Raw genomic sequence first — 24580 nt, forward strand, 5'->3', positions numbered from 1 at the left:
CGGTCCTCTCGATTCGGCAGCCGGGCGGCCGCCGCCCCAGGGGTGCGGATCCGCGTCGCTGCGGGTGGGTGGTGCTGGTGGCTGGTGCTGGTGGGTGGTGCGGTCTTGGCGTGACGGCTCAGGCGAGGCGGATGATGCGGCTCGCGCCCGCCGGGACGCGCGCCGCGCCATCCGTCGTCTCGCCCGTCGCGACATCCGTGCCGCGCGCGTCGATCGCGACATCGGCAGCCGCGTGGTTGATCGCCACGACGTAGCGCGTGCCGTCGTCGGCGACGCGCACGACCTTCTCGAGGCCGGACGGAGGCGGAACGACATCGAGTCCGGCGTCGCTGAGCACGTCGTCGATGAACGCACCGAGGTCGGCCCCGTCGAGCCGGGTCGAGACGTACCAGGCAGCACCGTCGCCGATCGCGTTGCGCGTGATGGCGGGCATCCCCGCGGCGGGGCCGTCGATGTAGTGCTCGACCGCGTCGGCGCCCTCGAGCGTGATCTCGTCGGTCCACACGGTGCCGGTCGTGCTGCCGGTCACCGCGACATGGCCGCCCTCGCGGAGCGGCTGGAACTCCTCGATCGCAAGGCCCAGCACATCCCGCAGCATCCCGGGGAACGGCCCGCGCGGAACCGTGTCGTGCTCGTCGACGATGCCCGAGAAGTACGACACCGCGAGCGTGCCGCCGCCCTCGACGTACGCGCGCAAGTTGGCGGCCGACGCGTCGTCGAGCAGGTACAGCGACGGGGCGAATACCGCCCGGTACTTCGAGAGGTCGTGCGACGGGTGCACGAAGTCGACCGTCACGCCGAGCTTCCAGAGCTCGGCATAGAACGCCTCGACGCGCTCGCGGTGCGAGAGGTCGACCGACGGACGCCACTCGAGATCCTGCGCCCAGAACGATTCGGTGCTCCAGACGATGGCGACGGATGCCTCGACCCGGCTGCCGCGCAGCTCGGACGCGGTGCCCAACAGCTCGCCGAGGCCGACGACCTCGCGCCACACGCGCGACGTGCGCCCGGCGTGGGGGAGCATCGCCGAGTGGAACTTCTCGGCGCCGAAGCGGCTCGCGCGGAACTGGAAGAAGAGGATGCCATCGGCCCCGCGCGCGAGGTGGGAGAGCGAGTTGCGCGCGAGCTCGCCCGGGCGCTTCGCGACGTTCCGGGGCTGCCAGTTCACGGCCGACGTGGAGTGCTCCATGAGCACCCAGGGCTTGCCGCCCGCGAGGGAGCGCGTGAAGTCGGCGTCCATCGCGAGCATCACATGCGCGTCGAGCCGTGATGCGGTGAGGTAATGGTCGTTCGAGACGATGTCGACCTCGGGCGCCCACTTCCAGTAGTCGACCGACGGGCAGCTCGTGGCCATGAAGTTCGTCGTGATCGGCTGCGAGGCATGGCGTCGGATCGCGTCGCGCTCGAGGATGAAGCACTCCAGCAACGCGTCGGACGAGAAGCGGGCGAAGTCGAGGCGGTGCGCCGGGTTCGACACGCTCGCCGAGGTGCGCGGGGCGTCCACTTCGTCGAACGAGCCGTACAGCTGGCCCCAGAACGAGGTGCCCCAGGCCCGGTTGAGCGCGTCGATCGAGCCGTACCTGCGCTCGAGCCATCCGCGGAAATTCAGGACGGATGCCTCGTCGTAGCTGTCGCTGACCGGTGCGCCGTACTCGTTGTGGACGTGCCACATGACGACCGCCGGGTGGTGCGCGTAGCGCTCCGCGAGCTTCTCGGCGATCGCCGACGCCGCACGTCGGTACTCGGGCGAGCTCGGCGAGACGATGCCGCGCGAGCCGAACCCGAGCGGCACGCCGTCGCGTGTGACCGGCCGGGCGTGCGGATACGCGTTCCAGAACCAGGCGGGCGGCACGGTCGTCGGCGTGCCGAGGTCGACGTCGATGCCGGCGCCGGCGAGCAGGTCGAGCACCTCGTCGAGGAACGAGAAGTCGTACTCGCCCTCTCGTGGCTCGAGCAGCGCCCACGAGAAGATGCCCACGCTCACGAGGTTCACCCCCGCCTGCCGCATGAGCTCGATGTCCTCGAGCCACGTCTCGCGGTCCCACTGCTCGGGGTTGTAGTCGCCGCCGAAGCGGATGGCCGAGGTGCCGGGAATCCAGCCGCTTCGCGGCTCAGCGGCGGGCGCCGCGGCGGGATCGGCCGAGGGTGCGGAGGCGACCTCGTGATTGGTCGGCGCGGGGTGCGAGGGCATGGAGCGATCTCCCTTGATGACTGTGTGCGCTCACAGTTCTAGCACACCATGCGCGTCCCGCAACATCGCGAGATGAGGCCCAATTCCCGAGTTGACAGTCGGACCGGCCGTGTGCATTACTAGGAGCGCTCACAGGCACACCGTCGTCCACCCGGTCGAGCGGCGAGCCCAGAGCATCCCGCGATCACAGCTTCCACAGCTTTCGACAAGGAGGACGAATGCGTGCAGCATTCCGCACCGGGGCGCTCGCCTCGGTGGCCGCGGCGGCGCTCATCCTGACCGGCTGCGCAGCCGGCAGCGGCGAGACCCAGGGCAGCGCCGACGACCCGATCGAGCTCACCTACTGGGCCTGGGCGCCCAATCTCGACAAGGTGGTCGACATCTGGAACGAGGAGCACCCCGAGATCCAGGTCACCGTCAACAAGCAGGACGGCGGCGACCCCGCGATCACCAAGCTGCTCACGGCCATCAAGGCCGGCAGCGGTGCGCCCGACCTGATCCAGGCCGAGTACCAGAAGATCCCGACGCTCGTCGCGTCGGACGCGCTCGCCGACCTCGGCGGCACGATCGACGGCGACCTCGCCGGCCAGTTCCCGGAGGGCGTCTGGCAGTCGGTCACGCTCGGCGGCGACGCCGTCTACGCGATCCCGCAAGACACCGGCCCCATGATGTTCTACTACCGCGAGGACATCTTCTCGGACCTCGGCCTCACCGTGCCCACCACCTGGCAGGAGTACGCCGAGACCGCTCGCGCCCTCCACGCCGCCGACCCGTCGAAGTTCCTCGGCACGTTCTCGGCCAATGACGCCGGATGGTTCGCCGGCCTGTCGCAGCAGGCGGAGGCCGAGTGGTGGTCGATCGACGGCGAAGCCTGGGGCGTCGGCATCGACGAGGAGCCCACGCAGCGGGTCGCCGAGTACTGGGGCGGCCTCGTCGAGGAGGGCGTCATCGACAACAAGCCCATGTACACCCCCGAGTGGAACGCCGGCCTCAATGACGGCACGCAGGCCGGATGGCTCGGCGCTGTCTGGGGCCCGGGCGTGCTGAGCGGCAACGCCGCCGACACCGCCGGCCTCTGGAAGGCCGCGCCGCTGCCCACGTGGGACGGCGAGGATTCGAACGGCAACTGGGGCGGCTCGTCGACGGCGGTCACCACGCAGTCGAAGCACGTCGAGGCTGCGACCGAGTTCGCGACCTGGCTGAACACCGACCCCGAGGCGGTGCAGGCGCTCGTCGACACATCGGGTATCTACCCGGCGGCGACGGATGCCGCGGCATCCGCCCTCACCGAGGCGCCCGAGTTCTTCAGCAACCAGCCCGACTTCTACGAGGTCGCCGCCGAGGCCGCCGCCGCGGTCGCGCCGTTCCAGTACGGCCCGAACGTGAACGTCGCGTTCAGCGCGTACAACGACGAGTTCGCCAAGGCCGCCGAGGCGAAGTCGAAGGCCGCGTTCCTCGAAGCCGTCGGGGCGATGCAGCAGATCACGGTCGACGACCTGGAGTCGAGCGGCTTCACGGTCGCCGAATAGGTCGCCCACGCGGGTCGAGGAGCCGCGAAGCGGCGTCTCGAAACCCTCCTCGGTTTCGAGGCGCCGCAGCACCGGCTCCTCGACCCGCACCGGCACGCCTGAAGGAGTCATGCATGACCACCGCCGCCACCGCCTCCACGCGCCCCGCGACATCCGCTCGCCGGGGGCGCCGCCGCACCCTCACGCCGTGGGGGATGCTCGCTCCGGCCATCGTGCTGTTCACGCTGTTCATGGCCGCGCCGATCGTCTACACGGTGATCCTCTCCTTCCAGAAGGAGGTCGTGAACGGGCTGGGTCTCGGCTCGGGCGCGCGCAGCCGACAGTTCGCCGGGCTCGAGAACTACGTCGCGTCGCTGACCAGCCCTGAGTTCCTCGCGAGTGTCGGGCGCGTGCTCGTGTACGGGCTCATCCTCGTCCCGACCATGCTCGGCCTCGCGCTCCTCTTCGCGCTGCTGCTCGACGCGCGGCGCACCGGCGCCAAGGGATTCTCACGCGTCTCGATCTTCCTGCCGTACGCGGTGCCGGCGGTCATCTCGTCGCTGCTGTGGGGCTTCCTCTACCTGCCCGCCGTGAGCCCGTTCTACTGGGTGTTCGAGCAGCTCGGATGGGACGTGCCATCCCTGCTGTCGCCGGGTCTCGTGATCTTCGCGATCGCCAACATCGGCCTCTGGGGCGGCGTCGGCTTCAACATGATCGTGATCTACACGTCATTGAAGGCCGTGCCGCAGGAGATCTACGAGGCCGCCCGCATCGACGGTGCGTCCGAGGCGCAGATCGCCTGGCGCATCAAGGTGCCGATCATCATGCCGGCGCTCATCATGACCGCGCTGTTCTCGATGATCGCGACGCTGCAGGTGTTCGCCGAGCCCACCACCCTGCGGCCGCTCACGAACAGCCTTTCGACGACGTGGTCGCCGCTCATGCTCGTCTACCGCGACGCGTTCACGCGCGACGACATCTACAGCGCCGCCGCGACCTCCGTCATCATCGCGGCCGCGACGTTCGCGCTCTCGTTCCTGTTCCTCCGCGTCGTGCAGCGGCGCGCCTTCGGTCAGGAGGACTGACCCATGACCGCCACCCAGCCCGTCGGAACCGAGACCCGCGCGGCCGTGCTGCCCGAAGTCGCACCCTCCGGTCGCGGCGGCCGCCGCGACCGTGCCCGTCGCGACCGCGACCTGCGCCGCGCCCCCGCCTCGAGCGGGGAGCAGCGGATGCCGCTCGCCCTCGGCTCGACGGCCGTCCTCCTGCTCGGGGCGCTCTACTGCCTCCTGCCCGTCGCATGGGTGCTCGTCGCGTCGACGAAGGACGCCGCCGAGCTGTTCTCGACGTTCACATTCGCGCCATCGACGCACCTGTGGGACAACATCGTCGAGCTCACGGCCTACCGGGACGGCCTCTACTGGCGGTGGATGCTGAACACCGCGCTGTACGCGGGTGTCGGCGCCGTCGTGTCGACCTACGTGTCCGCGATCTCGGGCTACGCTCTCGCCAAGTACTCGTTCGCGGGCAAGGGCGTCGTGTTCAAGGTCCTGCTCATGGGTGTGCTCGTACCGGCGGTCATCCTCGCCATCCCGCAGTACCTCCTGCTCGCGCAGGTCGGGCTCACGAACACGTACTGGTCGGTGCTCCTGCCGCAGCTGATCAGCCCGTACGGCATCTACCTCGCGCGCATCTATGCGGCGGCGGCCGTTCCGACCGATGTCGTCGAGTCGGCCCGCACCGAGGGTGCCCGGGAGCTGTACATCTTCCACCGCATCGCCCTGCCGATGATGGGACCCGGCCTCGTCACGATCTTCCTGTTCCAGTTCGTCGCGGTCTGGAACAACTTCATGCTGCCGTACATCATGCTCGGCAACGACGAGCTCTTCCCGATCACCGTGGGCCTGCACGGCCTGCTCAACCAGGGTGCATCGCTCCCGGCGATGTACACGCTCGTGATCACGGGGGCGCTGCTGTCGGTCGTGCCACTCATCGCCCTGTTCCTCGTGCTCCAGCGGTACTGGCGGGTCGACCTCGCGGCCGGTGCCGTGAAGGCGTGAGCGAAGCGGATGCCACGGGTCATGCGGCGCGGCCGGCGCCGCGCGACACCGGTCGCGGCGCACGACACGGCCGCACCGCCCGCACCTACACTGGCCACGTGAACGAGCATGTCCACCGCAAGCGGCCCACCATCGAGGATGTCGCCCGCGAGTCGGGCGTGTCCCGGGGCACGGTGTCGCGCGTGCTCAACGGGGGACACTGGGTGAGCGACGAGGCCCGGGTGGCCGTGGAGCGCGCGATCAAGAAGACCGGCTATCGCATCAATCCCCACGCCCGGAACCTCGCGACCGCGCGGGCGAACTCGATCGCCTTCCTGCTCACCGAGTCGCAGGACCGGCTCTTCGAGGACCCGAACTTCTCGACGCTCATGCGCGGCGCCGCCGACGCGCTGGCGGAACGCGACATTCCCCTGGTGTTGCTCATGGCAGGCTCCGACGACGAGCAGCGTCGCGCGACCGACTTCATCATGGCCGGGCACGTCGACGGAGCCCTGCTCGTCTCCTCGCATCGAGGTCGCGAGGGCTTCCTGAAGACGCTCGTCGACGCCGAGGTGCCCGTCGTCTCGTGCGGCATCCCCCTCGGGTACGAGCGGCGCATCGGCTACGTCGCGGCCGACGACCTCGACGGTGCGCGCGATATGGTCGCCTACCTTCGCGACGTCGCCGGACGCTCGCGCATCGCGACGATCACCGGTCCGCAGGACACCTCGGGCGGCCTCGGCCGGCTCGAGGGGTACCGCGCCGAGCTCGGCGACGCGTTCGACGAGCGGCTGGTGGTCGCCGGCGACTACTCCCGTGCCTCGGGGGTGCGGGCGATGGAGGAACTGCTCGAACGGCAGCCCGACCTCGACGCCGTCTTCGTGGCGAATGACATGATGGCGGCCGGAGCGGTCGACGTGCTGCGCGCCGCCGGCCGTCGGGTGCCCGAGGATGTCGCGGTCGCGGGCTTCGACGACGCGCCCATCGCGACGCGCGTCGAGCCGCAGCTCACGACGATGCGGCAGCCGCTCGAGCGCATCGCGCATGAGATGGTGCGCATGCTGCTCGACCTCGTCGATGGGCGCCCCGCAGCACGGATGACGCTGCCGACGGAGCTCGTTCGGCGCGCGTCGGCGTAGCGCCGGCGGGCTGACTCCGCCTTACCGGTGCACGTGCGACGGCTGCCCCGTCACGCTCGTGATGTCCCGCTCGGCGCGGTGCAGCAGGCGCTCCGACAGGTTGCCCAGCGCCCGGCCGACGGCGAGCTCGTCGCCGATCTCGGGCACGCTCGGGTCGTTCGGGTTGCGATTGGACCGGCCGACGCCGGTCACCTCCACGCCTCCCGGCGTCCGCACGCTCACGTTCGCGACCGTGTTGTTCTCTTCCTCGTCGATGTCGACGGTGATATTCCACTGCGTCGTGGCATCCATGGAACTCGCCACCCTCCCCGGTCTGGTTCCACCGACAGGGTAGCGACCTGCGACCAGTGCGGCGAGGGCCGGATGTCACGTGGCTCAGGGCGTCGGAAGTGTGCTCCGTCGGGGTCGAACGCGGAGGAGACGCTCGGCCAGGCGGTACCGACGAAGACCGTCACGGCCGTCGGTCTCCATCGGACCGCACGGGGATGCTCGCACGACGGTCATCCGCCCCTGCGAGCTGAGCACCGACGACGCCGAGACCAAACGGATACCACTGCGAGGAACGTCGATACCGAACCCGACTGGTCAGGAAGGACGATGACATGTCCACCCGCTTCGCCGGCCGCGCGGCATCCGCCTCGGTCGCGCTCATGGCCCTCACCGTGCTGCTCACCGGGTGCTCCTCTCCCGGCTCGCCGACCGCCGAAGAGCGGCAGCCTGCGGCGGAGTCGTCTGCGCCGCCGTCGCCCTCGCCCAGCCAGACGGGCTGTCCGAATCCGTACGGCGGGAGCTGCCTCGGGCCCGTGGACGCCGGCGAATATCGCACGACAACCTTCACGCCGCGGATCACCTACACCGTTCCCGAGGGCTGGACGAACTTCGAAGACCTCATCGGCAATTTCGCCCTGTTCCGGCAGGAGGATGCGGACGGCCAGCTCACGCCTCGCGGCGGCAGCTTCCTGGGCATCTTCAGCAACGTCCACGCCCCGGCGATCGACTGCCGAGAGGCCTGGCAGGAGGGTGTCGGGACGACGCCTGCCGAGCTCGTCGCCTGGTACCAGTCACTGCCGGGCCTGATCGTGGCGGAGCCCGTCGAGGTGACCGTCGGCGGACTCGAGGGCCTCCAGGTCGACCTGGAACTCGAGGAAGGCGACGACACGTGCACCTTCGACGGGAACGACGGCATCCCGCTGATCATGGGCGACGGCGTGTCGAGCCTCCACCACGTGATCCTCGACGAGATGGACATCCGGCTCGTCCTGCTCGAGTGGGGCGACGGCGGCAACATCGCCCTCGAGATCACGAACACGCGCGAGCAGCACAACGCTGAGGAGTTCCGCTCGCTGGTGCAGCCGATCGTCGACTCGCTCGTGTTCGAGCAGTGACCCGGCTCGTCGCTCAGTGTTCCACGACGATCGCGAACGCCATCCCATCCCACTCCTTCGCGCCGACGGTCCGACCTGGTGTCGCGATGCGTCCTGCGCGCCGAGCGCCGACGCCGCTGCGGAAGGTCGTCTGAGGTACCGGGCCGGGACCTGAGGTGGCGCGCCGTCCGACTGAGGTAGGAGCAGCCCCAGAAGATACGGCACTCGCCCGATACAGCGGGGCCCCCTCAGCGAGGAATCTGACTGCAGGCGCCCGAACGGGCCCGAAGATCTGAAGGGATCGATCATGAACCTCGCAGCCGGCTACATCGCCCAGACGCTCCGAGCCCACGACGAGCACCTCGCCGGTCGAGTGAACGAGCAGCGCCGGATGGCGGCCGAGGGTACCGAGCACCCCACGCTCCGTCACCGCATCGCCGGACTCGTGCTGCACCGCAGCCACCACTCGGCGTCGGCGCTCGCCGCCCACTGACCCGACCACTGCCCCGGCAGCGGCATTCGCGGGAGTGGCTCGTGGCACCGGCATTCGCTGAAGTGCCGTTTCTGCGGAGGAGTGACCTTCCATTCCCGACCTCGGGCGCAGAAACGGCACTTAGGCGGGCGTGGGTCGGATGCCGGGCCGGCTGATGGCCCGGGATTCTGCGATCCGCCCGCCGTTCCACCGCCTGGTCCGATTGTCAGGTCCGATTCCCGCCATCGGTACCGGCCCACCGGGCACGTCGACGCGCGAGAATCAAGGCATGCTCCGCCGCCACGCCAGGCTCGGCACGTCGATGGGCGACCTGCTGGTCGTCGCCGACGACGGCGGGCTCACCGGCATCTACTTTCCGAGCCACTGGCATCCGCCCGCCGCGGGCTCGCTCGGGATCGACGTCGACGCCCGAGGTGACGCCCTCTTCAGCCGGCTCGGTGTCGAGCTCGACGAGTACTTCGCGGGACGCCGCATCCGCTTCGACCTGCCGCTCGCGCCGGTGGGCGACGAGTTCCAACACGCGGTGTGGGCGATGCTGCGCGACATCCCCTTCGGCGAGACCGTCACGTACGGCCAACTGGCCGAGCGGCTCGGCGACCGGAACCTCGCCCGGCGCGTCGGCGGCGCGGTCGGGCGCAACCCGATCAGCATCCTCGTGCCGTGCCATCGCGTCGTCGGTGCCGACGGGTCCCTCACCGGTTATGCCGGCGGACTCGACCGTAAGCGGCAGTTGCTCGAGCTCGAGGGCGCCGAGGTCGTCGCCCAGCGGCGACTGTTCTAGGCGCGTCATCCGCTCAGCGCGCCGTCGCCGCCGCCGACCGGCACGGATGCATGAGAATCCCGGACATGCCAAGCCTGAGGCGCCCTTGTTCCGGAGTCTCCTGCGTTTCGCAGCGTTGCACCGTCGCCCCCGCCCGCGCGCCGCGCGCCACGCGAGTATGAAGGATGACGCGAGTCAGGCCGCTCGTACGTCACCCCTGATGCGTCCCATCCTCCGAACTCGAGCACGCAGCGAACGCTCGCGGCCTCGGGCGCGGAACGACGGCGAGCTGGTGCGGAGTGACTCGATCCGTCACGCACCCGCCTCCCGCAGCAACCGGAACTCGTGGCGGCGCAACAGCGTGAGCAACCACGACGCCGGCGGGCCGAACGCCCGCCGACCGGCATCCGTCGGCATCGGCTCGATCGCGCCGATCTCGAACGGCCGGCCCTTCCAGACGACCGTGCCGCCGCCGGCGGCGACGAGGTTGCGGTACCAGTTCACCTCGGGCCCGTATGTGAGCTCGGCGACGAACCCGCCCGGCACGCGCGCCAGGATCAGCGGCGTCTCGAACGTGCGGCCCGACTTGCGGCCTGTGTGCCGCACGAGCGCGAACGGGCCGGCGCCGCGGCGCGCCATCCGGAGCGTCAGCGGGTTGAGGGTGCGCTGCAGGACCCGAAGCCAGGCACGCTTCACCCGCCCCATCGCCATGGGGCCAGCGTACGGTCCGTCAGGTCCGGTCCCTCCCATACGCGGCGAGCACCGCGAGGATGATGACCCCGTAGATGAGGTTCTGCATCGTCGCGCCGAGGTTGAACACCGCCACGAGGGTCGCGACCTGTCCCAGCACCAGCGCGCCGACGAAGGTGCCGACCATCGAACCGCGACCGCCGAACATCGAGGCGCCGCCGACGATCACGGCGGCGACCGAGCCGAGGAGGTACGGGTTGCCCATCGTGGTCTCGGCCTGCGAGTAGTAGCCGACGATGACGATGCCGGCGAACGCGGCGAGCAGGCCGGAGACGGCGTACCCCGAGATGCGGATGCGGGCGACGGGCTGGCCCGCGAGCCTGGCGGCGTCCTCGCGCGAACCGACGAGGAAGAGCGATCGACCCCACCCGGTGTAGCTCAGGATCGCCTGCAGCACGAGCATCAGCACGAGCGCCAGCGGCAGCACCGCGGCGATCGACAGCCCGAGGAACTCGATCTGGTTCGAGGTGATCGACTTCACCAGGTCGGGCACGACCGTGAGCTCCGACAGGGGGAAGTTCAGCAGCAGCAGGCCGAAGAGCAGGCCGTTCATGGCGATCGTCGTCACGATCGGGGTCAGGCCGACCTTCGCGACGATCACGCCGTTCAGGATCCCGATGACGAGCCCGCTCGCCAGCGCGAGGGCGAGCGCGACGACGGGGCCGAAGGACGAGTTCCAAGTGAGGAACCCGAGGGCCGCGAAGGCGATCGTGTTCGGCACCGAGAGGTCGATCCCGCCCTGGATGACGGCGATGGTCTGCCCGTACGACGCCACGGCGAGGATCGCCGCGAAGGTCGCCGTGCTGATCAGCCCCGGCATGCTGAAGAGCGACGGCCGGAGGAGCCCGCCGATCACGAAGAGGGCGAGGAAGATCAGGATGCCCCATCCGGCCCGCGGCATCCGCGACAGGACGCGCGAGTACGCGCCCTGCCTCGTGCCCGGGGCGTCGGAGACATCCGTCTGCTCATTGACGACGGTCTGCGTGTCACTCATGGTGGCCCCTTCGCAGTGCGGATTGCCGGATGAAGAACTGGATGATGCGGGGGATCACGACGACCGCGAGGATGATCAGCGCGCTGATGACGTACTGCCAGTACGAGTTGATCCCTGCGAAGAACAGCAGGTTGCCCACCATGCCGAGCACCGCGGCGGCGATGATCGTCCCCAGGATGCTGCCGCGTCCGCCGGCGAAGGCGGCGCCCGAGAGCGCGACGACCGCGATGGAATTGAGCAGGTACGGGTCGCCGCTGCGGGGATCGCCCGTCATCGTCGAGCCCGAGAGCAGCACTGCGCCGAGCGACACGACGGCGCCCGACACCATGAACGTGACGAGGATCGTCAGCCGCGGCTTGAGCCCGGCCGACTGCACGGCCGCCCGGCCCGATCCGACGCCGTACACCTGGCGCCCGAACGCCGTGCGCTGCAGGAAGAACCAGAGGCCGACGGCCACGAGTGCGAGCCAGACGAGGGCGATCGGAACGAACGGCATGAGCTCGCCGCTCGTGGCGAGGTAGATGTCGGCGCTCAGCGCGCCGCCCGGACGATCGAGGATCTGCCTCGCGAGGGCCGCGTAGATGAACGCCGTCGCGAGGGTGACGGCGATCGCCGGCAGGTTCGCGTAGGCGACGAGCACCCCGTTGATCGCTCCGCAGAGGATGCCGGTCAGGATGCACAGCGCCAGCGCGCCGGGCGCCGACAGGCCGGCGATCTGCGTTGCGAAGACGACGTTGCACAGGCTCGTGATGGCGCCGATCGAGATGTCGATGCCGCCGATCAGCACGATGAGCAGCTGGCCGAGAGCGATGAGCGCGAGCGGGGCGATGAGGTTGGCCGCGGACTGCAGCTGGAAGCGCGTGAGCAGGCCCGGGTTGATGACGACGTAGACGCCGAAGAACACAACGAAGGCGAGCACCGGCGCGAGAGCGCCGTCGTAACGGAGCCGGCGTACTCCGGTGCCGACCCGGCCGGGTGCCGGCGCCGCGGTGGCGATGGTCGTGGTCGTGGGGCTCATGCGGTGCCCACCGCCGCTCCGACGATCGCATCCGGCGTGATCTGGTCGCCTTCGAGCACGCGGGCGACGCGCCCGCGATACAGCACGGCGACGCGGTGGCACAGGTGCACGAGCTCCTCCACTTCGGTCGAGAACCAGATGATCGCGACCCCCGACTTCGCGAGCTCGAGCATCGCCGCGTACAGCTCCTGCTTCGCTCGCACGTCGATGCCGCGGGTGGGATCGTGCAGCAGCAGCACCGAGCGGTTCCGGTCGATCCAGCGACCGAAGACCACCTTCTGCTGGTTGCCGCCCGACAATGCGCCGACCGCCTCGTTCGGCCCCCGGGTGCGCACGCTCAGGCTGCCGAGTACGCGGTCGACCCAGCTCCGCTCGCGGCGGAGCTGCACGGGTCCGCCGGGTGCGATCGGTCGCAGCCACGGGGCGAGCAGGTTCTCGCCGACGCTCAGCGTCAGCGCGAGCCCCTCGGTCTTCCGGTCCTCGGGCACGAAGCCGACGCCGCGACGCACGGCGCGCGTGGGCGTGAGGTGCCGGGCCGGTCGGCCGCCGATGGTCCACTCCTCGGCCAGTGCCGGTGTAGCACCGAACAGGCAGCGCAGCAGCTCGGTCTGCCCTTGGCCCTGGAGACCGCCGATCCCGACGATCTCGCCGCGGTGCGCGGTGAGGTCGACGCCGGTCAGGGCCTCGGAGCGGAGGCCGCGCACCTCGAGGGCGAGCGGTGCATCGGCCGCGGGCGCGTCGGGCCGGTCGGGGAAGTGGCGGCGCGCGGTACGCCCCGCCATCTGCGAGACGAGGTCGTCCTCCGACCACGACCCTCTGGTGAACTCGCCCACCGAGGCGCCGTCGCGGAGGACGGTTCCGCGATCGGCGATCTCGGAGATCTCGCCGAGGCGGTGGGACACGTAGATGACGCCCACCCCTTGCACTGTGAGTTCGCGGATCCGGGCGAACAGCCAGCTCACGCCGGTGGGGCTCAGAGCCGACGACGCCTCGTCGAGGATCAGCAGCTTGGGATCGGCCGCGATCGCGCGGACGATCTCGATCACCTGACGGTCGGCCAGGCGCAGGTCGCCGACGACGGACGACGGATCCAGGTGGGTGACGTCGAGACGGGCGAGGAGTTCCTCGGCCTGCTCGCGCGCCTTCCGCTGTGAGAACATGCCGCGCCCGCGTCGTTCGGGCAGCATCAGGTTCTCGGCGACGGTCCAGTCGGGCACTAGCGCGAGTTCCTGGAACGCGCACGCGACGCCGCGTTCGCGGGCCTCGGCGATAGATGTCACGTCGAACGGCTCGCCGTCGAGCGTGATCCCGCCCGACGTCGCCTCGGTCGCTCCGGCGAGGATGCGGGACACGGTGCTCTTGCCCGCGCCGTTCTCGCCGACGAGGGCGAGCACCTCGCCCGGCATGCAGCTGAAGCTCGCTCCGTCGAGGGCGCGGACGGCGCCGTATCGCTTGGTGAGATCGGATGCCACGAGCAGTGGCTCCGTCCGGAGCACCGCGTCGGGCGCGGTGCTCCGGAGGGTCAGGTTGTCCACAACGTCTCCTCGATCGTCGGGCCGCGACTACTTCTGGTAGAACGCGAGCACTTCGTCGACGGTCAGATCCAGGCCCGGGAAGTCGTAGCCGAGCTGGAAGTTGTCGGGCTGGTCGGGAAGGCAGAAGTCCTCGGCGTTCTCGTTCGTGATCTCGAGCGGCGGGAAGAACTGCTCCTTCTCGATCTCCTCGCCGTCGAGCAGCGCGACGGCCTGCTCGAGGCCCTTCGCGTAGATCGCCGGCTGGCCGAACACCATGTTGCCGACCAGGCCCTCGTCGGCGTGCTCGACGAGCGTGCACGCCTCGCCGTTGTAACCCGAGCCGCCCACGACGGGCACGAAGTCGATCCCCGCATCGGCGAAGGCCGTCGGCACTCCCTGGCCGCCGGTGAGGAAGGAGTAGACGCCGCCGACGTCGGGGTTCGACTGGAGGATCTGCGCCATCGCCTTCTGCGCGTCGGCCTCGTTCCATCCGTTCGTGCCTCGAGCGACGATCGTCGCCCCGCCCTCGGTGAGCACGTCCTCCACACCGGGCATCGATCCGTCGTTGAGCGGGACGCCCGCGAGGCCCTCGAGCACCGCGACATCCGTGTTGTCACCGAGCTGGTCGACGAGCCACTCGGCGCCCACGGTCCCGGCGCTCGCCCAGTCGGTCGACACCGTGTAGACGTAGTCGTTGTCGTACGGGCCGCCGTTGGCGAACACCGGGATGCCGGCCGTCTCGGCCTGCGCGATGGCCGCGTCGGCGCCGGTCGCCGAAGCCGGGTCGAACAGGATCGCATCGACGCCTTCGGCGATGAGGTTCTGGATTGCCGCGTTCTGCTGTGCCGCGTCATTGTCGTTCGTTCGCACGATCTTGACTTCGACGCGGTCCTCGTACTCGGGACGCGCGGCGAGGGCCTGCAGCGACGCGAGTCCCATCTCGCGCCATGCCTGGCCGCCGAGCGGCTGCTGGAAACCGATGACGAACTTCTCGGAGCCCTCGGCGGCGGGGGCGGCGCCCTCGGCCGGGGCCGAAGTGCAGCCGGCGAGGACGGTGGTGAGGGCGACGGCGGTGGCCGCCGCGGCGGTGACGATGGCGCGCTTCTGGGTGCGTGAGGACTGCATTGCTTCTCCTTTGAACATGCATGGGGGCGGCCCCTCGGGCCGTGTCACCGCCGATGTCGGCGGCTCCGGGACACTCGCCGCACGCTGTGTTGACGAATGCTGCGGGGGACATTACCGTAACTTTGACAGCGCTGCCAGTAGCGCTATCAGAATCCCGAACGAGGCGTCGCCGAACGCGTCGCGCTGCCGGGACGACCCCCGCCGGGACGACCGGCGAATCGCAATGACGCGAGGAGAGGAAACCCCATCACCATGGCTTCACTGGAAGCGCAGACGTTCGCCCCCGACGTCGAAGTGCGCGAAACAGGGCTGCGGATCGGCGCCATCGGCGCGGGCATGATCATGGCCGACGTGCACCTCGAGGCCTACCGTCAAGCCGGCTTCGAGGTGGTCGCGATCGCTTCGCGCACCGAGTCCAAGGCGGGCGCGCTCGCCGAGCGCTACGGCATCCCCACGGTGCATTCGACGCCGCTCGGGCTCATCGCGGATCCGAACGTCGACATCGTCGACATCGCCTTCCCGCCCGACCAGCAGCCCGCCCTCATCCGTGCTGCCCTCGCCCAGAAGCACGTCAAGGGCATCCTCGCCCAGAAGCCGCTCGCGCTGACGCTCGACGAGGCAGTGGCGCTTCGCGACGAGGCCGCGGCCGCCGGCAAGGTGCTCTCGGTCAACCAGAACATGCGCTTCGACCAGTCCATTCGCGTGCTCAAGCAGATCCTGGACGGCGGCGAGCTCGGCGAGGTCGTGTTCGCGTCCATCACCATGCACGCGATCCCGCACTGGCAGGGCTTCCTCGAGGAGTACGACCGACTGACCCTCGCCAACATGAGCGTGCACCACCTCGATGTGCTGCGGTTCCTCTTCGGCGACCCGGAGGAGATCTTCACGGCAACGCGAACGGATCCGCGCACGCAGTTCGAGCACGAGGACGGCATCGTCGTCTCCACCCTGCGATTCCCCTCGGGAGTGCTCGCCGTGTCGATCGAGGACGTGTGGTCGGGTCCCCGCGAGGAGGGCTACGACTCCGACGCGTCGATCACCTGGCGCGTCGAGGGGACGAAGGGCGTCGCGAAGGGCACGATCGGCTGGCCGACCGGCGAACCGTCGACCCTCACCTACTCATCGACCCTGACGACGGGCGGCCGCTGGGTGAGCCCGGAATGGGACACGCACTGGTTCCCCCACGCCTTCATCGGCGTGATGGAGCAGCTGCAGTACGCGCTCGCGACGGGCACCGAACCCAAACTCACCGTCGCCGACAACGTCCGCACGATCGCCCTGATCGAAGCCGGATACCGGTCGATTCTCGAGAACCGCCCCGTGCGGATCGACGAGATCCCGGCCTGACCGACCACGAACCGACACCCACTGCAAAGGAGCACCCATCATGATTCAAGTCGGCATCTTCTCGGGATACTTCCCGTACGACCTCGAGACCACGGCGCGCAAGATCCGCCAGCTCGGGTTCAACACCGTGCAGCTCGACCTGCACTTCACCGACATCGACCTGAGCGCCGGGCAGATCACCGACGAGAAGGCCAAGCGCGTGCGCGACACCTTCCGCGCGAACGACCTGCCGATCTGCGCCATCTCGGGCTACACCAACATCGTCCACCCCGACCTGGACGAGCGGAAGCGGCGCGTCGACTACCTCAAGGAGATCATCCGCAACGCCCGCAAGTTCGGCACGCCCTACGTCATCTCGGAGTCGGGCACCTTCAACAGCGAGAGCGACTGGGTGCACGACGACAAGAACAAGACGGCCGAGGGGTTCGACACCGCCCTCGAGGTGCTGCAGGACCTCGCCCAGACCGCCCACGACCACGGCGCGACGTTCCTCCTCGAGACCTACGTCAACAACGTCATCGGCTCCCTCGAGGAGACGCAGCGCGTCTTCGACGAGATCGACCGCCCGGGCATCGAACTGCTCATGGACCCGACGAACTACTTCGAGACGCACAACATCGACAACCAGCGCGAAGTGCTCGGCGACGTCTTCGACGAGCTCGGGCACCGGGTGCGCATCGCCCACGCCAAGGACGTCAAGCGCTCGGGCGACGACAAGACCGAGAAGCACGCCGACATCGGCGATGAGAACGCCCTCGAGTCGCACACCTTCCGCGGCGTCGGCGAGATCGAGCTGCCCGCCGCGGGACTCGGCGAGCTCGACTACGAGTTCTACGTCCAGCGACTCGCCGAGAAGAGCCCCAACGTGCCGCTCATCATCGAGCACCTCGACGAGAGCGACGTGCCTCGGGCCAAGCGGTTCGTCGACGAGGTCCTGACGAAGGTGGGTGTCTGACGATGACGACGAACCCGTCGGCACCCCGCGGCGCCGCCCTCGTCACGGGGGCGGGGGGTGCGCTCGGTCGAGCGATCGCCCTGCGCCTGGGGGCCGACGGGTTCGCCATCGGCGTGCTCGGTCGTGAGAGCGATTTCCTCCGTGAGACCGCGAGCCTGCTGCAGGCGCAGTCCATTCCGCATCGCGTCCTGCCGGTCGACCTCAGGGATGGCACGTCGATCGATTCGGCGCTGACCGAGGTCGAATCCGAGCTGGCGCCGCTCGCGGCCGTCGTGAACAACGCGGCCATCTACCCGGCGACCCCGTTCCTCGACATCACGCAGGACGAGTACGAGGACGTCGTGCGGGTCAACCAGACCGCCTACTTCCTCACCGCCCAGGGCGCGGCCCGCCGCATGGTGGACCGCGGGGCCGGCGCGATCGTCAACATCGGCTCCATCACCTTCCACGGTGGCTGGGCCAACCTGGCGAGCTACGTCTCGACCAAGGGCGCGTCGGTCGGACTGACGCGAGCGCTCGCGCGCGAACTCGGGCCTTCGGGCATCCGCGTCAACGGCGTCTCGCCCGGCGCGTTCCCGACGAAGGCCGAAGAGATCCACGAGAACCCCGCGGAGTACAACCGATTCGTGATCGACCGCCAGTCGATCAAGCGTCGGGGCACCGACGCCGAGCTCGCCGCCGTCGTCTCGTTCCTCGTCGGTCCGGACTCCGCGTTCCTCACCGGGCAGACGATCAACGTCGACGGCGGATGGATCATGGAGTGAACCAGATGGCCACGAAGAACACGCCGCCCACCGCCGAACTGCGCCGTCGTACCGGCGATCTCGCGGCATTCGCCGGCATCCAGGAGGTCGTCCTCAAGAACGGCCGCGAAGAGGGGGTCCGCGCACTCCTGATGCGCAACGCCGTCGGGCTCGAACTCGAGGTCCTCATCGACCGCGCGTTCGACCTCGGGTCGGCCCGATTCCGCGGCACGCCGTTCGGCTGGCGCAGCGGCAACGGGTTCCGCCATCCGGGGCTTCATGAAGCCGACGCCGAGGACGGGCTGTCCTGGCTGCGGGCGCTCGACGGCCTGCTGGTCACGGGCGGCCTCGACCACGCGCTGTTCGGCGGCGAGTACGACGCCACCCACTACGCGTACCCGCCCAAGCAGACCGTGCGCCATGGGCTGCACGGCCGGCTGACCGCGATCCCGGCTCGCCTGCTCCGCGTGGAGGAGGACTGGCAGGAGGAGGGGGGCAGCCTGCGGGTCGTCGGCGAAGTCATCCAGGCGACCTCGTTCGGCGAGCACCTCCGCCTCACCCGAACGATCGAGCTGGACCTGTTCGGCACGTCCGTCCGCGTCCACGACGTGGTCGACAACCTCGGATTCGAGCCGACGCCGCACATGTTCCTGTACCACCTCAACATCGGCCATCCATACGTCGACGAGGGGACGCAGTTCGTCGCGGCGATCACCCGTCACGAATGGGCGTCGGATTCCACCTCGCAGCAGGGCGTCGCCTACGACGTGCTTTCCGCCCCGATCGACGGGTTCGTCGAGCAGGTGTGGGAGCACGCGCTCGTCGCCGGGCCCGACGGGCGCCATCGCGTCGCCTTGCACGCCGCCGACGGCGCCCGTGGGGTCGAGGTGACGTGGGATGCCGCGACCCAGCCGTTCTTCTTCGAATGGCAGAACCTCCGATCGGGCCAGTACGGCATCGGGCTGGAGCCGTCGAGCAATCACGTCACGGGAGAAGCGGCGGCGCGGGACGACGGCACGCTCACCTGGCTGGCCCACGGCGAGCGGCGCGAGTACGACCTGACGATCCGGATCCTCGACGGCGACGACGAAGTGCGCGACTCGCTCACCGCCATCCGCGCCCTCGGCGACCAGCCCACCGGCTCCTGACCACCCACACCGCGACCCCGCACGAGAAGGCTTGAGATGACTGACACCCGACCCGACGCCCCCGGCATCCTCAGCGGCTATCGCGTCCTGGACTGCTCCATCGCGATGGCCGGGCCGTTCGCCGGCCAGCGCCTCGGCGATCTCGGTGCCGACGTCATCAAGGTCGAGCCGACCACGGGCGAATGGCAGCGCCATGCCGCCGCCGGCGGGGCGAAGGGCAACCGGATCAACGTCTCGTTCCTCTCCCTGAACCGGAACAAGCGATCCCTCGCCGTCGACCTCAAGGCGCCCGAGGGCCGCGACCTGCTGTATCGCCTCGTCGCCGAGTCAGATGTCTTCCTGCAGAACTACCGTCCCGGCGTCGCGGCCCGCCTCGGGGTCGACTACGCGACGCTTCAGGAGATCAACCCGTCGCTCGTGTACGTGTCGATCTCGGGCTACGGCGAGGACGGCCCGTACCGCGACCGGCCCGGCCAGGACCTGCTGCTGCAGGCGCTGAGCGGCGCCATGCTCTCGGCCGGTGCCGCCGGTTCGCCGCCCCAGCCCGCGGGCCAGTACCTCGTCGACGCGGTCACCGCATCGACGGCGTTCGAGGCGGTGCTGGCGGCGCTCCTGCACCGCGAGCGCACCGGCGAGGGCCAGCAGGTCAGCGTCAACATGCTCGACGTCATCACGACCCTCCAGATGCAGGAGATCTCGGTGTTCACGATGGGCGGCGTGCCGCAGGAGCGGAGCTCGCAGCCGCACGCGCACGTCTACATCCGATCGCCGTACGGCGCGTTCGCAACAGCCGATGGATACCTCGCCCTCGCCATGCCGCACCTGCCGACGCTCGGGGAGTTGATCGACGAGCCGTCGTTCGCCGACTACGACGGCGAGGTCGACGGATGGACGCGCCGTGACGAGATCTACGAGAAGGTCGCGAACCGGCTGCGGACCCGCACGACGCAGGAGTGGTTCGACCTCCTCTCCGCGGCCGGCGTCTGGGTGGCACCCGTCAACTCCTACGCCGACGTCGTCGAGGATGCGCAGATCGCCCACAACGGCACGTTCGTCGAATACGACCACCCCACGGAGGGTCGCGTGAAGACGCCCGGATTCCCCTACCGGTTCTCACGGACGCCGGCGCGCATCGACCGAGGCGCGCCGCTCGCCGGCGAGCACACCCGGGAGATCCTCACCGACCTCGGCATGACGGGCGACGACATCGACCGCCTGCTGGCCGACGGTGTCGTCGCGAGCGAGCGGGCGTGAGCGGCGTGGCGCAGTACGTGGGTCTCACCTGGGACCACCCCCGCGGACGGGCGGCGCTCGAGGCCGCCATCCCGTTCGCGGCGGAGGGCGGGGCCGACCTCCGATGGGAGGTGCACTCGCTCGAGGGCTTCGAGTCGGCTCCTCTGGAGCAGCTCGCCGAGCGCTACGACCTCATCGTGCTGGACCATCCGCATCTCGGCGATGCGCTCGCGAGCGGATGCCTCCAGCCCATGGAGTCCGTCATGGGCGATGCGTACCTCGCCGATCTCGCGGTGCGGGCGGTCGGACCATCGCTGGACGCCTACCGGCTCGGCGGGAGCACGTGGGCTCTGCCGTTGGATGCCGCGACGCAGGTCAGCGCGCGCCGCGCCGACCTCGTGGACGTCGATCCCCGCACCTGGGACGACGTCGTGGAGCTCTCGCGTCGAGTGCCGGTCGCCCTTTCGTTGTCTGGCCCCCATGCCTACCTGACCTTCGCCTCGGTGTGCCGGAGCCTCGGGGCTCCCCTCTCCGACGGCGTCGCGGCGGAACTGGTCGACCACGTGACCGCGGAGCGGGCGCTCGACCTGCTCTCCGAACTCGCGGGCCGCGCACCGAACGCGACCGACGGGCAGAATCCGATCGCGCTCCTCGAGCGCATGACCTCCGGTGATGACATCGCCTACATCCCCCTGGTCTACGGCTACGTGGGGTATGCCGACCGGAGACTCCAGCGGCCGGTGAGCTTCGGAGCGAGTCCCGTCGGCCCGACCGGGATCCTCGGTTCGACGCTCGGCGGTACCGGGATCGCGGTGACCCGGCGCGCCGACGTCACCGACGCCCTGCGCGGCCACCTGGCCTGGCTGCTCTCCGATGAGGTGCAGGCGACCTTCATCCCGCGGCATGCGGGACAGCCCGCGATGCGCGCCGCCTGGGAGAGCGACACCGTCAACGCGCCCGTGGGCGACTTCTACCGTCGCACCCGATCGACGATCGAGGCGGCGTGGACGCGACCTCGCTTCGCAGGGTTCACCTCCGCGCAGTCGGCGATGTCGCGCGTCATCCGCGACGGGCTTCGCGAACATCGAGCGGCCGCGGACGTCATCGCCACGCTCACACGCCTGCAGAACGCGGCCGCCGACGCCGCGGCACGAGAGGAGATCCCCTCATGATCACCGGTCAGCTCGACGAGGTGGCGGTCGAGGTCGACGGCCACGTCGCCGTGATCACGCTCAACCGTCCGGAGAAGCTCAACGCGGTCACGCCCGCCATGTCGAAGGAGCTCACGAGGCTCGCCCACGCCTGCAACGACGACGACGCCGTCCGCGCCGTCGTGATCACCGGCGCGGGCGAGCGGGCCTTCTGCGCCGGATCCGACATCCGCACGCTCGACGACTATGCGACGCCGTGGGAGTTCCGCAACCGCGTCGACTACTGTGACGCGCTCCGCGAACTGCGCAAGCCGATCATCGCGGCGATCAACGGCTACGCGTTCGGCGGCGGCGTCGAGACGGCCATGATCTGCGATATCCGTCTCGCCTCGGACACGGCGCAGCTGGCGGCATCCGAGATCAAGCTCGGGTGGATCGGGGGCGGCGGGATGAGTGCCTTCCTCGCGCACTCCGCCGGACCGAGCAACGCCGCGATGATGCTGCTGACCGGCGACCCGATCGACGCAGCGACGGCCAAGGCGTGGGGTCTCGTCTCCGAGGTGCATCCACGGGCGGACCTGCTCGATCGCGCCCGGCAGCTCGCCGCGGTCATCGCGTCCCGCCCGCCGATCGCGGCGCAGACCGCCAAGGCCAACCTGCGTGCCGCATTCACCATGCCGTTCGACGACGCCATGCGCTACGAACGCGACCTGCAGACCATCTGCTTCGCGACCGACGATGCGGCCGAGGGTCGCGCCGCGTTCGCCGAGAAGCGGACCGGCCGATTCACCGGCCGCTGAGCAACGAGAGGGTCTTCGATGAACTCCACGATGTCCTGGTTCCCCCCGCTTCGGGACAGCCTTCCCGTCGACGCGTCCGACGCGTTGCTGATCGGTCGCGTGTGGCAGCCGAGGGCCGGCGGCCCGACCCCGGTCCTCGTGGACGGCGACGTCCTGCGATCGCTCACCGGGGGCTACGCCACCGTGAGCGAGCTCCTGGAGGAGGCCGACCCCGCTGCCGCGGCTCGTGCCGTCGCCGGCGAGGTCGTCGGCACGCTCGAGGACGTGTACGCGAACACGGCCTTCGACGAGCGCGACGTGCGTCGGCCGTGGCTGCTCGCGCCCCACGACCTGCAGGCGGTCAAGGCCGCTGGCGTCACCTTCGCCGTGTCGATGATCGAGCGGGTCATCGAGGAGCGTGCACGCGGCGACCTCAACGCGGCATCCGACCTTCGCGACCTGATCGCCGCGAAGATCGGCGGCGACCTGCGCGGTGTCATCCCGGGCTCGGAACGGGCCGCCGAGCTCAAGCAGTTCTTCATCGACGAAGGCCTGTGGTCGCAGTACCTCGAGGTCGGGATCGGGCCGGACGCGGAGATCTTCACCAAGGCGATGCCGCTCTCGGCGCTCGGAACGGGGGAGCAGATCGGCGTGCTCTCGACGTCCACGTGGAACAACCCCGAACCGGAGGTCGCCCTCGTGCTGTCCTCCGCGGGAACCGTCGTCGGTGCCACGCTCGCGAACGATGTCAACCTCCGCGATATCGAGGGGCGCAGCGCACTGCTGCTGCCCAAGGCCAAGGACAACAACGCGTCGTGCGCGACCGGCCCGTTCATCCGCCTGTTCGACGAGGGGTTCGGCATCGACGACGTGCGGACGATGGCCGTCAGCGTCGACGTCCACGGGGCCGATGGGTTCGCGATGCATGCCGAATCGGACATGCGCCAGATCAGCCGCGACCCCCTCGACCTCGCTCGGCAGCTCATCGGACGCCACCACCAGTACCCGGATGGGGCCGTGCTCATGCTCGGCACCCTGTTCGCCCCGATCGACGATCGCGACGAGCCCGGCATGGGGTTCACGCATAAGGTTGATGACGTCGTCGTGATCCGTTCGGCGCGGCTCGGCGCCCTGGTCAACGTCGTCCGTCACAGCGAGGAGTGCGACCCGTGGACGTTCGGAGTCACCGCGCTCATGAGGAACCTCGCGGTGAGGAACCTGGTGTGATCGACGTCGAGGTGCAGCAGCCTCAGAAGGTCACGCGCCGCGCCACCGGTACCGTGACACTCGACGAGGTCGCCGCACTCGCCGGGGTGTCGCCGTCGACCGTGTCCCGAGCGATCCGCAGTCCCGATCAGGTTTCCGTGGCCGCGTACGAGGCGGTCATGCGAGCGGTCCGGGCCACCAACTACGTGCCGAACCGTGCGGCGAGCAACCTGGCCTCGAACCGCAGCGGCACCGTCGCCGCCGTCATGCCGGCGATGTCGTACTCGGTCTTCGCCGACACCGTGCACGGGCTCGAGGCGGTGCTCTCCGCGGCCGGCATCCAGCTGTTCCTCGGCACCACCGGGTACGACGAAGCCCGCGAAGAGGAGGTGCTCCGCGCGTTCCTCGGCCGCCGACCCGACGGCATCGTGCTGGTCGGCGCCTCGCACACCGACGGCACCCGCGAGCTGCTGCAGCGTTCGCAGATCCCGATCGTGGAGACGTGGGACTGGACCGACGACCCCATCGATTCGCTCGTCGGCTTCTCCAACCGGGACGCCTTCTCCGCCATGACGCAGTACGTCGTCGATGCCGGGTACCGGCATCCCACCTTCGCCGGATGGCTGACGGGTGCGGACTCGCGCGCCCATGCTCGTCGCGACGGCTTCCGCGACACGATCTCGCGGCTGCTTCCCGACGAACCCGTCCGGATCCTCGACACGGGAGCCCGCGGGATCAGCGTCGACGCCGGCGGCTGGCTGCTCGAGCAGGCCCGGGAGCGGCACCCGGAGACCGACGTCCTGGTGTGCGCGAGCGACATCTTCGCAACCGGGGCGCTGCTGGCCGCTCACCGCCGAGGGATCCACGTCCCGACGGAGATCGCCGTCACCGGCTTCGGCGACTTCGAGATGAGCAGGCACCTGCCGCCGCCGCTCACGACCATCCAGACCCCCAACGAGAGCATCGGCCGGCGAGCCGGCGAGCTCATCCTCGAGCGCATCGCGGATCCGCACGCAGAGTCCGTCTCGATCGACCTCGGGTTCACGTTGATGGTGCGCGAGAGCGCCTGATCGCGCGACGCCGCCACCGGAGCTCCACCGGCGCGCCCCTCCCACCGCGCGGC

Annotated in this window: 23 protein-coding genes; 16 read left to right on the top strand and 7 right to left on the bottom strand. The window is 69.7% G+C overall.

Annotation, left to right across the window (positions count from 1 at the left end; all coding sequences use genetic code 11):
* Window positions 1-118 precede the first annotated feature (118 nt).
* The gene (locus tag BLT99_RS17240) at window positions 119-2191 is read right to left on the bottom strand and encodes a beta-galactosidase (RefSeq protein ID WP_092675244.1); all 2073 of its coding nucleotides are present in this window, start codon (window positions 2189-2191) and stop codon (window positions 119-121) included.
* A gap of 218 nt (window positions 2192-2409) precedes the next feature.
* Here BLT99_RS17240 and BLT99_RS17245 point away from each other — a divergent pair, with 218 nt between their 5' ends.
* The 4 genes from BLT99_RS17245 (at window position 2410) to BLT99_RS17260 (ending at window position 6877) form a co-directional block, all read left to right on the top strand.
* Window positions 2410-3720 carry an ABC transporter substrate-binding protein gene (locus BLT99_RS17245; protein WP_092675247.1) on the top strand — a complete coding sequence of 437 codons (1311 nt, stop codon included), beginning with the start codon at window positions 2410-2412 and terminating at the stop codon, window positions 3718-3720.
* A gap of 113 nt (window positions 3721-3833) precedes the next feature.
* On the top strand, window positions 3834-4784 hold the full coding sequence (locus BLT99_RS17250; protein ID WP_092675249.1) for a carbohydrate ABC transporter permease: 951 nt from the start codon (window positions 3834-3836) through the stop codon (window positions 4782-4784).
* 147 nt (window positions 4785-4931) lie between these two features.
* Complete coding sequence (locus BLT99_RS17255) at window positions 4932-5759, top strand: carbohydrate ABC transporter permease (RefSeq protein ID WP_092676649.1); 828 nt, start codon at window positions 4932-4934, stop codon at window positions 5757-5759.
* Window positions 5760-5857: 98 nt separating this feature from the next.
* Window positions 5858-6877 carry a LacI family DNA-binding transcriptional regulator gene (locus tag BLT99_RS17260; RefSeq protein ID WP_092675251.1) on the top strand — a complete coding sequence of 340 codons (1020 nt, stop codon included), beginning with the start codon at window positions 5858-5860 and terminating at the stop codon, window positions 6875-6877.
* Between the two features lie 21 nt (window positions 6878-6898).
* Here the strand turns inward: BLT99_RS17260 and BLT99_RS17265 are convergent, their stop codons facing one another.
* A complete protein-coding gene (locus BLT99_RS17265; RefSeq protein ID WP_092675253.1) occupies window positions 6899-7168 on the bottom strand; it encodes a DUF1876 domain-containing protein in 270 nt (89 codons plus the stop codon).
* Window positions 7169-7479: 311 nt separating this feature from the next.
* Between BLT99_RS17265 and BLT99_RS17270 the strand changes: the two genes are divergently transcribed.
* The 3 genes from BLT99_RS17270 to BLT99_RS17280 all read left to right on the top strand — a co-directional run bounded on the left by BLT99_RS17270 (window position 7480) and on the right by BLT99_RS17280 (window position 9515).
* Window positions 7480-8262: a hypothetical protein gene (locus BLT99_RS17270; RefSeq protein ID WP_092675256.1), complete on the top strand. Its 783-nt coding sequence runs from the start codon at window positions 7480-7482 to the stop codon at window positions 8260-8262.
* 286 nt (window positions 8263-8548) lie between these two features.
* The gene (locus BLT99_RS17275; RefSeq protein WP_092675258.1) at window positions 8549-8734 is read left to right on the top strand and encodes a hypothetical protein; all 186 of its coding nucleotides are present in this window, start codon (window positions 8549-8551) and stop codon (window positions 8732-8734) included.
* 268 nt (window positions 8735-9002) lie between these two features.
* Entirely contained in the window at window positions 9003-9515 is a 513-nt protein-coding gene (locus BLT99_RS17280) for a methylated-DNA--[protein]-cysteine S-methyltransferase (RefSeq protein ID WP_092675260.1), read from the top strand.
* Window positions 9516-9806: 291 nt separating this feature from the next.
* Here BLT99_RS17280 and BLT99_RS17285 read toward each other — a convergent pair whose 3' ends face one another.
* From BLT99_RS17285 to BLT99_RS17305, 5 genes are read right to left on the bottom strand one after another with little or no spacing between them, the layout of a single operon-like run.
* On the bottom strand, window positions 9807-10205 hold the full coding sequence (locus BLT99_RS17285; protein ID WP_092675262.1) for a nitroreductase/quinone reductase family protein: 399 nt from the start codon (window positions 10203-10205) through the stop codon (window positions 9807-9809).
* A gap of 19 nt (window positions 10206-10224) precedes the next feature.
* Window positions 10225-11238 carry an ABC transporter permease gene (locus BLT99_RS17290; RefSeq protein WP_092675265.1) on the bottom strand — a complete coding sequence of 338 codons (1014 nt, stop codon included), beginning with the start codon at window positions 11236-11238 and terminating at the stop codon, window positions 10225-10227.
* Window positions 11231-12256 carry an ABC transporter permease gene (locus tag BLT99_RS17295; protein ID WP_092675268.1) on the bottom strand — a complete coding sequence of 342 codons (1026 nt, stop codon included), beginning with the start codon at window positions 12254-12256 and terminating at the stop codon, window positions 11231-11233. The genes BLT99_RS17290 and BLT99_RS17295 overlap by 8 nt, the downstream gene beginning before the upstream one ends.
* Window positions 12253-13791: a sugar ABC transporter ATP-binding protein gene (locus tag BLT99_RS17300; protein ID WP_092675270.1), complete on the bottom strand. Its 1539-nt coding sequence runs from the start codon at window positions 13789-13791 to the stop codon at window positions 12253-12255. The genes BLT99_RS17295 and BLT99_RS17300 overlap by 4 nt, the downstream gene beginning before the upstream one ends.
* Window positions 13792-13818: 27 nt before the next feature.
* Complete coding sequence (locus tag BLT99_RS17305; RefSeq protein ID WP_157675029.1) at window positions 13819-14895, bottom strand: substrate-binding domain-containing protein; 1077 nt, start codon at window positions 14893-14895, stop codon at window positions 13819-13821.
* A gap of 252 nt (window positions 14896-15147) precedes the next feature.
* On the opposite strand from BLT99_RS17305, the gene BLT99_RS17310 reads away from it, so the two are divergent.
* Genes BLT99_RS17310 through BLT99_RS17350 form a run of 9 tightly spaced genes read left to right on the top strand, consistent with a single transcriptional unit; the run spans window position 15148 to window position 24527 of the window.
* Window positions 15148-16242 carry a Gfo/Idh/MocA family protein gene (locus tag BLT99_RS17310; protein ID WP_092675274.1) on the top strand — a complete coding sequence of 365 codons (1095 nt, stop codon included), beginning with the start codon at window positions 15148-15150 and terminating at the stop codon, window positions 16240-16242.
* A 40-nt stretch (window positions 16243-16282) separates the two neighbouring features.
* The gene (locus tag BLT99_RS17315) at window positions 16283-17197 is read left to right on the top strand and encodes a sugar phosphate isomerase/epimerase family protein (RefSeq protein ID WP_092675276.1); all 915 of its coding nucleotides are present in this window, start codon (window positions 16283-16285) and stop codon (window positions 17195-17197) included.
* A gap of 2 nt (window positions 17198-17199) precedes the next feature.
* Window positions 17200-17961, top strand: a complete 762-nt coding sequence (locus BLT99_RS17320; RefSeq protein WP_092675278.1) for an SDR family NAD(P)-dependent oxidoreductase — start codon at window positions 17200-17202, stop codon at window positions 17959-17961.
* A 5-nt stretch (window positions 17962-17966) separates the two neighbouring features.
* On the top strand, window positions 17967-19088 hold the full coding sequence (locus tag BLT99_RS17325; RefSeq protein WP_092676652.1) for an aldose 1-epimerase family protein: 1122 nt from the start codon (window positions 17967-17969) through the stop codon (window positions 19086-19088).
* A gap of 36 nt (window positions 19089-19124) precedes the next feature.
* Window positions 19125-20342 carry a CaiB/BaiF CoA transferase family protein gene (locus BLT99_RS17330; protein ID WP_092675280.1) on the top strand — a complete coding sequence of 406 codons (1218 nt, stop codon included), beginning with the start codon at window positions 19125-19127 and terminating at the stop codon, window positions 20340-20342.
* Entirely contained in the window at window positions 20339-21493 is a 1155-nt protein-coding gene (locus BLT99_RS17335) for an extracellular solute-binding protein (RefSeq protein ID WP_092675282.1), read from the top strand. The genes BLT99_RS17330 and BLT99_RS17335 overlap by 4 nt, the downstream gene beginning before the upstream one ends.
* Window positions 21490-22272 (top strand): enoyl-CoA hydratase/isomerase family protein, encoded by a 783-nt coding sequence (locus tag BLT99_RS17340; RefSeq protein ID WP_092675284.1) that lies wholly within the window; start codon window positions 21490-21492, stop codon window positions 22270-22272. Before BLT99_RS17335 ends, BLT99_RS17340 begins: the two co-directional genes overlap by 4 nt.
* Window positions 22273-22290: 18 nt before the next feature.
* On the top strand, window positions 22291-23478 hold the full coding sequence (locus BLT99_RS17345) for a fumarylacetoacetate hydrolase family protein (RefSeq protein WP_229724489.1): 1188 nt from the start codon (window positions 22291-22293) through the stop codon (window positions 23476-23478).
* On the top strand, window positions 23475-24527 hold the full coding sequence (locus BLT99_RS17350) for a LacI family DNA-binding transcriptional regulator (protein ID WP_166670895.1): 1053 nt from the start codon (window positions 23475-23477) through the stop codon (window positions 24525-24527). The genes BLT99_RS17345 and BLT99_RS17350 overlap by 4 nt, the downstream gene beginning before the upstream one ends.
* Window positions 24528-24580 lie beyond the last annotated feature (53 nt).

It is taken from the genome of Agromyces flavus, from assembly GCF_900104685.1.
GTDB classification, from domain to species: Bacteria; Actinomycetota; Actinomycetes; order Actinomycetales; family Microbacteriaceae; genus Agromyces; species Agromyces flavus.